Raw genomic sequence first — 12594 nt, 5'->3', positions numbered from 1 at the left:
ACAGAGAGGTGTCAATAATTACTAGTGGCTTAAAGTTTGTGAACGTTTTGCTTGGGATTTACACGCTAAACGCCTGGCGATCGGAGAATATCGTAGGGGATATGTCATGTGAGCGACACATGAATGACATACGCTCGCGCAGTTGCTCAACACATAAAACTACTTACTATGCTGCGTGGTCTGGCGGGGATTCGAATGGGACGGCTTGCTGGCGCGACGCTGCGCGCCGGTCGGCGAGGTGCGGCATGTTTGCCGCTGGTGCTTGCGCTCGTGGCTTGCGATGCGCACGGCCCGGACAGCGGCACAACTGCTGCTGCATCTGCGTCGGGCGCGACAGCGAGCGGTTTGCTGTTGCCCGTGGCCGGCTCGGCAGCGTCGGGCGGCCAGACGCGCGCCGAGGTGTATGCGTCGGTGCGCAAGATGACCTTGGTCGGCAAGCAGCTGTTCTTCGACCCGTCGCTGTCGGGCTCGGGCAAGCTCTCGTGTGCGTCGTGCCACAGCCCCGAGCATGCATTTACGCCGCCGAATTCGTTGCAGGTACAACTGGGCGGCGGCGATATGCGGCAGCCCGGTTTTCGCGCGGTGCCGACGCTCAAGTATCTGCAATCGGTGCCCGCATTCAGCGAGCACTTTCACGACTCGGAAGACGAGGGCGACGAAAGCGTCGATGCCGGTCCGACGGGCGGGCTTACGTGGGACGGTCGCGTCGATCGCGGCTCGGACCAGGCGCGCATCCCGTTGTTGTCGACCTTCGAAATGAGCAGCACACCGCAAAAAGTAGCCGCTGCCGTCAAGGCGTCGCCGTATGCCGCAGCGTTTCGCGACGCGTTCGGCGCGCAGATTTTCGACAGCGACGATGCGACTTTCAAGGCCGTGTTGCAAGCGCTCGAAACTTTCGAGCAGACGCCGGAAACCTTCTATCCCTACACGAGCAAATACGACGCGTATCTCGCGGGCAAGACGCAGTTGACTGCCGCTGAGTCGCGCGGCTTGCAGCTCTTCAACGATGAGAAGAAGGGTAACTGCGCGAGCTGCCACCTGAGCGAGCGGGCGAGAGACGGCTCGCCGCCGCAGTTCAGCGATTTCGGCCTGATTGCGATCGGCGTGCCGCGCAACCGTACGCTTGCAGTGAATCGCGATCCGCGCTTTTACGATCTCGGCGCGTGCGGACCCGAGCGCAAGGACTTGCAGGGACGCGACGAGTTTTGCGGCATCTTCCGCACGCCGACGCTGCGCAACGTCGCGTTGAAGAAGCGCTTTTTCCACAACGGTCTGTATAGTTCGCTCGACGAGGTCGTGCGCTTCTATGTGGAGCGCGATACGAACCCGGAGAAGTTTTATCCAGTATCGAAGAATGGCGTCGTGCAGAAGTTCGACGATCTGCCGAAGCGCTACTGGAGCAATCTGAACACCGACCCGCCGTTCGACCGAAAACGCGGCGATGCGCCTGCGCTCGACGAAGCGGAGATCAAGGATGTGGTCGCTTTCCTGAATACGCTGACCGACGGTTACCGGCCGCCGGTGCGATGAGCTTGATGCGCTACCGCTAGCAGAGTGGGGCGCTAGAGGCACCGTGCTATCCTTTTTCGCGCCTGGTCCGATGGGTTATGCCCGTGCAGTACGGACCAGCGGTTCCTCAGCTACCCGGGAAAAGGACATGACGGTATCGAATGCCGAATGCGCGGCTTGCGCGCAACCGCTCTCGTTAATCTCACCTCGCGCACGCTGCGCATCCGCTACGCCTGCATCCCGCGGCTCGTCCCGTCGATGAGCGCGCGCATCGTGTCGTGCGGCGTTGTGCTGCTCGACCCCGACGGCCGCGTCCTGCTTGCGCACGCCACCGATACTTCTCACTGGGACATTCCGAAAGGCCACGGCGAAGAAGGCGAGGTGCCGCATGTCACCGCATTGCGTGAACTGGTCGAGGAAACCGGCATCGTTCTGGACGTCGAGCGACTAAAGGACCTGGGCCGCTTTGTCTATCGGCGCGACAAGGACCTGCATCTGTTCGGCGCGCGTGCACGCGATCACGAACTCGATCTCAGCGTGTGTGTCTGTACGTCGATGTTTCCGCGCCGCTCGGATGGCACGATGATTCCCGAGATGGACGCCTACCGCTGGGTCGCGCACGACGAAGTGGAGCGATACGCGAGCCGCAGCCTGACGAGGCTCTTTCAGACGACGCTGCTGTTGCCCGAACTGCACCGCACGTTGTGAACGTGCGATGAGTGCGCCTTGAATCGCGTCACGTCACCACGCCACGCGATTCAACAAGGTACGGCCGGGCAATGCCGCGACCGTGCCTCGACTGCCATGACACCGCCCATTCAGGCCGGCTTACCCCAGCTGTCGCGCAGACTCACGATGCGGTTGAACACCGGCTTGCCCGGCTTCGAATCGACACGATCCGCGACGAAGTAGCCGTGGCGCTCGAACTGGTAGCGCTGTTCGGGTTCGGCATCGCGCGCACCCGGTTCGACCCACGCGTTGACGATGCGCTTCGAGTCCGGATTCAGTGCTTCGAGAAAATCGCGGCCGCCGGCATCGGGCTGCGCTTCCTTGAACAGGCGGTCGTACAGACGTACTTCGGCGGGGACTGCATCGGTGGCGCTAAGCCAGTGGATGTTGCCCTTCACCTTGTAGTTGTTCGCGCCTTCGGTGCCCGATTTACTATCCGGGAAATAGTTGCAGTGCACGGCGATCACCTTGCCGTCCGCGTCCTTGTCCACGCCCGTGCATTCGACGACATAGCCGTAACGCAGCCGCACCTTGTTGCCAGGGAACAGACGGAAGAAACCCTTCGGCGGCGTTTCGTTGAAGTCGTCGCGCTCGATCCACAGTTCGCGCGAAATCTCGAACGACCGCGTACCGCGCTCCGGATGATGCGGATGCACCGGTGCGCTGCAGGTTTCAGTCGTGCCCGCGGGGAAGTTATCGATGATGAGCTTCAGCGGATCGAGCACGGCCGCCGCACGCGGCGCCTTGTCGTCGAGATCGTCGCGCAGCGCGCCTTCGAACACGCTCATGTCGATCCATGAATCGACCTTCGTCACGCCGATCCGCTCGCACAGCAACTGGATACTCTCCGGCGTGAAGCCGCGCCGACGCACACCGACGATAGTCGGCATGCGCGGATCGTCCCAGCCGTCCACATGCCCTTCGGTGACGAGTTGCAGCAGCTTGCGCTTGCTGGTGATCGCATACGTGAGGTTCAGGCGTGAGAACTCGATTTGCTGCGGCAGCGGCCGCGTGAAGATACCGGCTTCGGCGAGTTCGTTCAGGATCCAGTCGTACAGCGGCCGGTGATCCTCGAACTCGAGCGTGCACAGCGAATGCGTGATGTTCTCGAGCGCATCCGAAATGCAGTGCGTGTAGTCGTACATCGGGTACACACACCACGTGTCGCCGGTCCGGTAGTGGTGGGCGAAGCGAATGCGATAGATGACCGGGTCGCGCATGTTGAAGTTCGGCGATGCCATGTCGATCTTCGCGCGCAGTACGTGCTCGCCTTCCTTGAACTCGCCCGCTTTCATGCGGCGGAACAGGTCGAGGTTTTCCTCCGGCGTACGGTCGCGGAACGGCGAGGGCACACCGGGCTCGGTGGCCGAGCCGCGATTGGCGCGCATTTCATCCGCCGACTGGCTGTCGACATACGCCTTGCCGCGCTGGATCAGCAGTTCGGCGAATTCGTAGAGCTTCCCGTAGTAATCGCTCGCGAAGTACTGGTAGTCGGCGTCCGCTTCTTTCCATTCGAAGCCGAGCCAGCGCACCGCGTCGACGATCGAGTCGACGTATTCGAAGCTTTCCTTTTCCGGATTCGTGTCGTCGAAGCGCAGATGGCACACGCCGCCATAGCTGCGCGCAATGCCGAAGTTCAGGCAAATGCTCTTCGCGTGGCCGATGTGGAGGTAGCCGTTGGGCTCAGGCGGAAAGCGCGTTTCCACCCGTTGCCCCCACTTTCCGGAGCGGTTGTCGTCATCGATGATGTTGCGGATGAAATTGGACGCCGCCGGCGCGTCGCCGCGATCGGCGTCTTTGCGTTCGTTGTTCATGCGAGAAGGAGAGAGAGACAGTTTGAAGCGCGTTATGCGCCTGCTGATTTGTCAATTCTACCTGACGTGTCAATACGCGGCAGCCTTTACACGCCTTTCTGCATCGCGGCGCGCCGCTGCCACCTTGGTTCGCCGCCCGGCCGGCGAATTTTCGACCGCGCTGTTGCACGCTGTAACAGGAGGTAAAACGCTTTGTGCGCGCGCATGGCGGCCACTTAGGATGCGTCGGTCGCGGCGGTGGGATGCCGCTGCGGGCCGCTCTACAGGGCGGCTGCAATCTGCCTGTTCACAAGGATCATCATGAATCGACGTATCGCTGGCGTACTGAAAATTGCGGTTTCTGTCGCACTGGTTGCGAGCTTGTCCGCCTGCTATTCGATGTCGCGCTCGCAGGCGCACGCGGCGATCGGCGCGGGGGCGGGCGGTGCGCTCGGCTATGTGCTGACGGGCGGACCGGTCGGCACGATTGTCGGCGCGGCAGCGGGCGGGCTGATTGGGGCGGGTCACTGAGGCGGGTCGCCGAACGACCGCGCCGCCTGTTTCAGTCCACCACTTCTTCAGATCACCGACTGCCCGCGCAACGCGGCAATCTGCCCGTCGTCGTAGCCCAGCACATCGCGCAGGATTTCGTCGGTATGTTCGCCGAGCGTGGGTGGATGAGTGAGTGCCTGCGGCGGCGTGGCGCTCATCTTCACCGGATTGCGCACGAGCTTGACCGTTCCGCCCGAAGGATGCGGCAGATCGACCTGCAAGCCGCGCGCGATCACCTGCTCGTTCTCGAACACTTCCTCAAGATTGTTGATCGGACCGCACGGCACGCCCGCGGCTTCAAGCGAGGCGATCCAGTCGTGCTTGTCGCGCGTGCGGACCATCTCGGCCAGCAGTGGCACGAGCACGTCGCGATTGCGCACGCGGTCCGGGTTGGTCGCGAAGCGGTCGTCGTCGGCGAGTTCGGCGCGGCCGCCGGCCTCGACGAATTTGCGGAACTGGCCGTCGTTGCCGACTGCGACGATGATCCAGCTGTCGCTCGTCTGGAACGTCTGATACGGCACGATGTTCGGATGCGCGTTGCCCCAGCGCGTGGGCGGCGTGCCGCTTGCGAGGAAGTTCGAGTTCATGTTTGCGAGCATCGCGACCTGGACGTCGAGCAGCGCCATGTCGATGTACTGGCCTTCGCCCGTGCGGTCGCGGTGCGCGAGCGCGGTCAGCACCGCGACCGTCGAATACATCCCGGTCATCAGGTCGGCGATCGCCACGCCGGCCTTCTGCGGGCCGCCGCCCGGCAGCGCGTCGCGCTCGCCGGTAATGCTCATGAAGCCGCCGATACCCTGCACGATGAAGTCGTAGCCCGCTCGCTGCGCATACGGCCCGGTCTGACCGAAACCCGTCACCGAGCAGTAGATCAGATCCGGCTTCACCGCTTTGAGTGACTCATAGTCGAGGCCGTACTTCTTCAACTGACCGACCTTGTAGTTTTCCAGCACCACGTCGCTGTGCGCGGCCAGTTCGCGCACGATCCGCTGGCCTTCGGGGGTGGCGATATCGATGGTGAGCGAGCGCTTGTTGCGGTTCGCCGCGAGGTAGTAGGCGGCTTCGTGGGTGTCCGTGCCGGCGGGCGTTTTCAGGTACGGCGGCCCCAGTGACGCGTATCGTCGCCGACCTCGGGGCGCTCGACCTTGATCACGTCGGCGCCGAAGTCGGCGAGCGTTTGCGCGCACCAGGGGCCCGCGAGTACGCGGGTGAGGTCTAGTACGCGGATATGACTGAGTGCACCCATATTTTGATCACGTCTCCATTGTCGACCGCAGTTAGCGCTTTAGCTGTCGACCCGAGTTCGCGCTTTAGCACGTTACTCGCGGCCTATGCAGAGCACTTACTGCGGTCCCATGCCCGTAGGGCGACCGACTGGGTTTCGCCCACCAACTGGCAGCCGAAATCGTCTGAATGTGCGGAATCTTAAGCGATTCCCGAGTCCTGGGGCAGTCGGGCGTGCACGCCAGGGACACCGATGTCGGCCCGCACGATGCCGCGCGTCCCCGGGGCAACCGCCGCCGCGCAAGAAGCGCAACCCATGCGGCCCACCGGCCCGCAGCGTGTCCCGACAAAGCCCAGGCCCCGCGCAGAAGCGCCGATCCCGTATAATCGGTCGTTTCAAAGCCAATCCAGCGCTAATCGGCTGGCGCATCCCCGCGATGTCGCCAGATCACGCAGAGACCGTCCCCAGCACGCCATGAAAGCCGCCGAAATCCGCGAGAAATTCCTCAAGTTCTTCGAATCGAAGGGCCACACGATCGTCCGCTCGTCGAGCCTTGTGCCCGGCAACGACCCGACCCTGCTGTTCACCAATTCGGGCATGGTGCAGTTCAAGGATGTCTTCCTCGGCGCGGAATCGCGTCCGTACGCGCGTGCGACGACCTCCCAGCGCAGCGTGCGCGCGGGCGGCAAGCACAACGATCTGGAAAACGTCGGCTACACCGCACGGCATCACACGTTCTTCGAGATGCTCGGCAATTTCTCGTTCGGCGACTACTTCAAGCGCGACGCGATCCACTACGCGTGGGAACTGCTGACCGGCGTCTACCAGTTGCCGAAAGACAAGCTCTGGGTCACCGTCTATCACGAGGACGACGAGGCGCACGACATCTGGGCGAAGGAAGTCGGCGTGCCGGTCGAGCGGATCATCCGCATCGGCGACAACAAGGGCGCGCGCTACGCATCGGACAATTTCTGGCAGATGGCCGACGTCGGCCCGTGCGGCCCGTGTTCGGAAATCTTCTACGATCACGGCCCGGACGTGTGGGGTGGTCCGCCGGGATCGCCGGAAGAAGACGGCGACCGCTACATCGAGATCTGGAATCTCGTGTTCATGCAGTTCAGCCGCGACGCGCAGGGCAACATGACGCCTCTGCCGAAGCAGTGCGTCGACACCGGCATGGGCCTCGAGCGGATCGCCGCCGTGCTGCAGCACGTGCACAGCAACTATGAAATCGATCTGTTCCAGGCGTTGATCAAGGCCGCCGGTCGCGAAACCGGCGTGGCCGATCTGACGAACAACTCGCTGAAGGTGATTGCGGATCACATCCGCGCATGCTCGTTCCTGATCGTCGACGGTGTGATTCCCGGCAACGAAGGGCGCGGCTATGTGCTGCGCCGGATCGTGCGCCGTGCGATCCGCCACGGCTACAAGCTTGGTCGCAAGGGCGCGTTTTTCCATCGGCTCGTCCCCGATCTGGTCGCGCAGATGGGCGGCGCGTATCCCGAACTGAAGGAAGCCGAACAGCGCGTGACCGACGTGCTGCGCCAGGAAGAAGAGCGCTTCTTCGAAACCATCGAACACGGCATGTCGATTCTCGAAGGCGCGCTGGCGGAACTCGATGCGAAGGGTGGCAAGACGCTCGACGGCGAACTCGCGTTCAAGCTGCACGATACGTATGGCTTCCCGCTCGACCTGACTGCAGACGTGTGTCGCGAACGTGGCATCTCCGTCGATGAGCCCGCATTCGACGACGCGATGGCGCGCCAGCGCGACCAGGCGCGCGCGGCCGGCAAGTTCAAGATGGCGCAGGGTCTCCAGTACTCGGGTGCGAAGACCACGTTCCATGGTTATGAAGAAATCGTTTTTGACGACGCGAAGGTGATTGCGTTGTACGTCGATGGCGCGTCGGTGAACGAGGTCGCGAAGGGCCAGCAGGCCGTCGTCGTGCTCGACCACACGCCGTTCTATGCGGAGTCGGGCGGCCAGGTCGGCGACCAGGGCGTGCTCAGCAATGCGAGCGTGCGCTTCGCAGTGGCCGATACGCTGAAGGTGCAGGCCGATGTGGTCGGCCATCACGGCACACTTGAGCAGGGCACGCTGAAGGTTGGCGACGTTTTGAAGGCCGAGATCGATGCGATCCGCCGCGCCCGTACCGAGCGTAACCACTCGGCAACTCACCTGATGCACAAGGCGCTGCGCGAAGTGCTCGGCACGCACGTTCAGCAGAAGGGTTCGCTCGTCGACGCTGACAAGACACGCTTCGACTTCGCGCACAACGCACCGATGACCGACGAGCAGATTCGCCAGGTCGAGTCGATCGTCAACGCGGAAGTGCTGGCGAACGCGCCGGGCATCGTGCGCGTGATGCCGTTCGATGAAGCGGTGAAGGGTGGTGCGATGGCGTTGTTCGGCGAGAAGTATGGCGATGAAGTGCGCGTGCTCGATCTCGGTTTCTCGCGTGAATTGTGCGGTGGTACGCACGTCAGCCGCTCGGGCGATATCGGCTTCTTCAAGATCGTGGCGGAAGGCGGTGTGGCAGCAGGGATTCGCCGCGTGGAAGCGATCACGGGCGATAACGCGGTGCGTTACGTGCAGGAACTCGACGCACGCATCGGCGAGGCCGCTGCTGCGCTGAAGGCGCAGCCGTCCGAGCTGACGCAGCGGATCGTGCAGGTGCAGGAACAGGTGAAGTCGCTGGAAAAGGAACTCGGCGCGCTGAAGTCGAAGCTCGCATCGAACCAGGGCGATGAACTCGTTGGCCAGGCCGTCGACGTGGCAGGTGTGCATGTGCTGGCTGCGACGCTCGATGGTGCCGACGTGAAGACGCTGCGCGAAACCGTCGACAAGCTGAAGGACAAGCTGAAGAGCGCGGCGATCGTGCTTGCGTCGGTTGAGGGTGGCAAGGTCAGCCTGATCGCCGGTGTGACACCAGAGGCCAGCAAGAAGGTGAAGGCGGGCGAGCTGGTGAACTTCGTGGCGCAGCAGGTCGGCGGTAAGGGCGGTGGACGTCCGGATATGGCACAGGCAGGCGGCACGGACCCGGCTGGGCTGGCGGCGGCGCTGGCGGGTGTGAAGGGGTGGGTCGAGGCGCTGCTGTAAGCGCAGACGCATTCGTCTGGCTTGGGGGTGGAATGAAAGACCGCGCGTTGCGAAACGCGCGGTTTTTTTATGGCCGCTAGCCGCTGTTGCTCTCTTCACTGCGGCGTTGGTACCGGCATTGGCACGCGGTGCATCGCGCTGACGAAAGCCAGGAGGTGCACGATACGCACTCAGCTTTTACGTTCGCGTCAGCACCGCATCATTCCGCCCAGCCGCATGTGCAATCAGATTGCTTTCCCCTAGCAACGCAGCGCGCAACGCATTGAGCGCCGCGGAAAAATGCCCGCGCCGCCACGTCAGCAACGTATCGATCTCACCGAGTTCACCGAGCGAATGCAGCGCGATGTCGTCCGTATCGGGCTGCAGCTCAAGTACAGAGCGCGGCGCCACTGCCACGCCCGCACCGGCCGCCACGCACGCGACGATCGCGTGATACGAACCGAGTTCGAGCACCCGCGCCGGACGGATATCGTTCTCCATGTACCACCGCTCGACATAGCTGCGGTACGTGCAACCGCGCTCGAATGCAATCAGCGTCGACAGCGCGATGTCGCGTGCCTGACGGATCGGCCGATGGCCGCGTGGGGTCAGCATGACGAGTTCTTCGCGAAACACCGGCACCGCTTCGAACAGGTCGTCGGGCCAGGGGCTATCGAGCGGCCGCGCGATCAGCGCAGCATCGATTTCGAATTCCCGCACGCGTTCGATCAGGCCGGCGGTCGTGCCGGTTTCGAGTTCGAGTTCGACCTCAGGCCAGGCCTGGTGATAGCGCGCGAGCAGCCCGGGCAGGCGGCTCGCCGCCGCGCTTTCCATCGTGCCGAGCCGCAGGCGGCCAGCCGGACGGTTTTCGCGGAGCGCGTGACGCGCCTCGTCGGCGAGCGCGAGCAGGCGTTCGGCGTAGGGCAGTAACGTCTGGCCGGCCGGCGTCAGCACAAGCCGCCGCCCATCGCGAATGAACAGCTCGGTGCCGAGTTGTTCTTCGAGTTGCTGGATGCGCGTCGTCACATTCGACTGCACCCGGTTCAGCTTCGCAGCGGCCCGCGTGACGCCGTTCTCGCGCACCACAGCGCGGAAGATCGTCAAGGCGGCGAGATCCATAGTTCTCTCCTGGCGATGATTCGTATCTGGATTATTCATTTTTCGTGATGTTTGCGTCAAGTTAGCATACTGTCAGGTGGATAGCCGCTTGCCAGTCGCTTACTAGCCGCTTGCACGATTAGCCGTCTCGCTTGCCGATCCCCGTTGTCCGCGCTGCCAAACCCGACTGCTTCATGACCGATTTCGCCTCCCCACCATTGGCCCCCGTCGATACCGAACCGCACGCGGCCCGCCGCGCTGCGCTCGCCTGCATGATCGCGCTCGCGGTGGTGCTGGGCGTGGGGCGCTTTGCGTTCACGCCATTGCTGCCGTTAATGATGTCGAGCGGCGCGCTCGACATCCGGCACGGCGGCTGGCTCGCATCGTTCAACTACGCGGGCTACTTCGTCGGGGCGGTGACGTGTGCTGCGCTGCGCGTTCAACCCGCGCGGATGGTGCACGTCGGCCTCGTGCTCACCGTGCTGTTGACGCTTGCCATGGGACTCACGTCGACGTTCTGGATCTGGGCCCCGGTGCGCTTCGTGGCCGGCGTCGTCAGTGCGTGGACTTTCGTGTTCGCGTCGCAATGGGGCCTGCGCCGGCTCGCCGAACTCCACGCGAACGAGTGGGGTGGTGTGATTTATACGGGGCCTGGGTTTGGCATCGTTGGTACGGGGTTGCTTGTTAGCGCGGCAGGTGGGTATGGCGCGACGCTCGGGTGGCTCGGCTTTGGTGCGATATCGGCGGTGCTGACGGCGTTTGTGTGGCGGGTGTTTGTCGCGCCAGTCGCGACGCGTGCGGACGGGCGTACGGCGGTGGCGACCGGTGCAGCTGCTGCAACTGGTGCCGCGGCTGCTGGTGTGTCGTCGCATGGTCCCACGGCGAACGCGGCACCGTCCGCTGCCACGCAGGCAGGCGCCCGGGAAGCACCCGCGGCGGCCGTGACGACCCAGCACCCTGCACATCGCGCAGACGCTTTCTGGCTCGTCGTGCTGTACGGCATTCCCGGCTTCGGTTACATCATCACCGCCACCTTTCTCCCGGTGATCGCCCGTCATGCGTTGCCCACCGGCTCCGCATGGCCGGACCTGTTCTGGCCAATGTTCGGCGCTGCGTTGATCGTCGGGGCACTCAGCGCGGCGCGGTTGCCTTCGCACTGGGACAACCGCACGCTGCTCGCGGGCAGTTATGTGCTGCAGGCCATCGGCATCGTGCTCGGCATCGTCTGGCCGACCGCGGGGGGCTTCGCGTTGGGTAGCGTGCTGATCGGTTTGCCGTTCACGGCGATCACGCTCTTTGCAATGCGCGAGGCTCGCCGTCTGCATGGCGACACGGCGGCGGGGCTGATGGGATACGCAACGGCGGCCTATGGGCTTGGGCAGATCGTCGGGCCGCTGGTCGCCGCGCCGGTTGCGGCGCATACCGGTTCGTTCTCGCCGGCGTTGTGGCTGGCGGCGGGGGCGTTGCTGCTCGGCGCGGTTGCGCTGGTGGCGGTTGCGGCGATGCGCCGCCGCTGATCACGGTCTGCACACCCGGAGCCACATTCGCTGCTCCTTCTGTCGAAACTTCCCTGTCACTCCGTTGTTGTTGCGCGAGCGAAGAGCGCCGCTGCCTGGCTGCGGCGACTGCGGCTGCGGCGATGCGATGCCGCTGACTTGCCACAGGGGAAACCGGACTCGCTGCTGCATCGAGGTGAAATCCCGGTCGCTCCGTTGAACGTCGTCAATGGCCCGGGCGCCAGTCACTGCGCTCCGTAGTGCGCCACCCGCCGCGTCTTCTCACACGATCGTCTCCCGCTCCCCACTCGCCTCCACCGCCCCTTCGTTCGATCAATCGAACACGTTTCGGGGCCGCGCACTAAAATGTCCGCTTTCCTGCCATTCTCCTGCGTCCGTCGCCGGACGTTTCGCCAGTCATGCCGCCGTTCGCATCGAATAACGCATCGATCAACGTATGGATCAACGCATCGGATAACGAACCGGACAACCTCGCGAGCAGCTATCCGCAGGCACGGCCCACGATCATCACTGCGCCGTGTCGTCAACCGACGACACCTCCACCCCACTTCAATAGAACATGAGCGACTACCGATACTGCCCCCGCTGCGCCACCCCGCTAATCGAGCGCGCCGATCCCGCGCACGAAGGCGGCCGCGTGCGTCAGGTCTGTCCCGACGACACCTGCGGCTACGTCCACTGGAACAACCCGCTGCCGGTGGTCGCCGCGATCGTCGAGTACGAAGGCAAGATCCTGCTCGCGCGCAATGCCGCATGGGCCGAAGGCATGTTTGCGCTGATCACCGGCTTCCTCGAAAACGGCGAGACACCCGAGCAGGGCATCGCGCGCGAGGTGAAAGAAGAGACCTCGCTGGACACGGAATCGGTCGAGCTGATCGGCGTGTACGAGTTCATCCGCAAGAACGAGCTGATCATCGCGTACCACGTGCGCGCGAACGGCACGATCGCGCTATCGCCGGAGCTGCTCGAATACCGGCTCGTCGAACCGGCGAAGCTGCGGCCGTGGCGTGCGGGCACCGGCCAGGCGCTCGGCGAATGGATGCGCCGGCGCGGGCTGCCGTTCGAATTCGTCGAGCGGCCCGGACAATAACGG

9 protein-coding genes and 1 pseudogene are annotated in these 12594 nt (G+C 63.8%); 7 read left to right on the top strand and 3 right to left on the bottom strand.

Going from position 1 to position 12594, the window contains the following annotated elements; all coding sequences use genetic code 11:
- Positions 1-195: 195 nt before the first annotated feature.
- Positions 196-1530, top strand: coding sequence for a cytochrome-c peroxidase (locus FNZ07_RS26280; RefSeq protein ID WP_091014691.1), 1335 nt, complete (start codon positions 196-198; stop codon positions 1528-1530).
- A gap of 237 nt (positions 1531-1767) precedes the next feature.
- Positions 1768-2217 carry an NUDIX hydrolase gene (locus tag FNZ07_RS26275; protein ID WP_091014818.1) on the top strand — a complete coding sequence of 150 codons (450 nt, stop codon included), beginning with the start codon at positions 1768-1770 and terminating at the stop codon, positions 2215-2217.
- A 110-nt stretch (positions 2218-2327) separates the two neighbouring features.
- Here the strand turns inward: FNZ07_RS26275 and FNZ07_RS26270 are convergent, their stop codons facing one another.
- A complete protein-coding gene (locus tag FNZ07_RS26270; protein WP_091014690.1) occupies positions 2328-4052 on the bottom strand; it encodes a glutamine--tRNA ligase/YqeY domain fusion protein in 1725 nt (574 codons plus the stop codon).
- Between the two features lie 300 nt (positions 4053-4352).
- On the opposite strand from FNZ07_RS26270, the gene FNZ07_RS26265 reads away from it, so the two are divergent.
- Positions 4353-4562 carry an ornithine carbamoyltransferase gene (locus FNZ07_RS26265; RefSeq protein ID WP_091014689.1) on the top strand — a complete coding sequence of 70 codons (210 nt, stop codon included), beginning with the start codon at positions 4353-4355 and terminating at the stop codon, positions 4560-4562.
- Positions 4563-4609: 47 nt separating this feature from the next.
- On the opposite strand, the pseudogene FNZ07_RS26260 reads toward FNZ07_RS26265, so the two are convergent.
- Positions 4610-5829, bottom strand: a pseudogene (locus FNZ07_RS26260) (CaiB/BaiF CoA transferase family protein).
- Positions 5830-6282: 453 nt separating this feature from the next.
- On the opposite strand from FNZ07_RS26260, the gene alaS reads away from it, so the two are divergent.
- Positions 6283-8907 carry an alanine--tRNA ligase gene (gene alaS / locus FNZ07_RS26255; protein WP_091014687.1) on the top strand — a complete coding sequence of 875 codons (2625 nt, stop codon included), beginning with the start codon at positions 6283-6285 and terminating at the stop codon, positions 8905-8907.
- A gap of 177 nt (positions 8908-9084) precedes the next feature.
- Here alaS and FNZ07_RS26250 read toward each other — a convergent pair whose 3' ends face one another.
- Positions 9085-10005: a LysR substrate-binding domain-containing protein gene (locus tag FNZ07_RS26250; RefSeq protein WP_091014679.1), complete on the bottom strand. Its 921-nt coding sequence runs from the start codon at positions 10003-10005 to the stop codon at positions 9085-9087.
- A gap of 173 nt (positions 10006-10178) precedes the next feature.
- On the opposite strand from FNZ07_RS26250, the gene FNZ07_RS26245 reads away from it, so the two are divergent.
- From FNZ07_RS26245 to FNZ07_RS26240, 3 genes are all read left to right on the top strand, one after another.
- Entirely contained in the window at positions 10179-11501 is a 1323-nt protein-coding gene (locus tag FNZ07_RS26245; RefSeq protein WP_091014678.1) for a YbfB/YjiJ family MFS transporter, read from the top strand.
- Positions 11502-11899: 398 nt separating this feature from the next.
- Entirely contained in the window at positions 11900-12064 is a 165-nt protein-coding gene (locus FNZ07_RS33755) for a hypothetical protein (RefSeq protein ID WP_170275839.1), read from the top strand.
- Positions 12061-12591, top strand: coding sequence for an NUDIX domain-containing protein (locus FNZ07_RS26240; RefSeq protein WP_091014676.1), 531 nt, complete (start codon positions 12061-12063; stop codon positions 12589-12591). Before FNZ07_RS33755 ends, FNZ07_RS26240 begins: the two co-directional genes overlap by 4 nt.
- Positions 12592-12594 lie beyond the last annotated feature (3 nt).

The organism is Paraburkholderia megapolitana, assembly GCF_007556815.1.
Classification (GTDB): Bacteria; Pseudomonadota; Gammaproteobacteria; order Burkholderiales; family Burkholderiaceae; genus Paraburkholderia; species Paraburkholderia megapolitana.
This window is presented reverse-complemented; position numbering and strand designations above follow the sequence as displayed.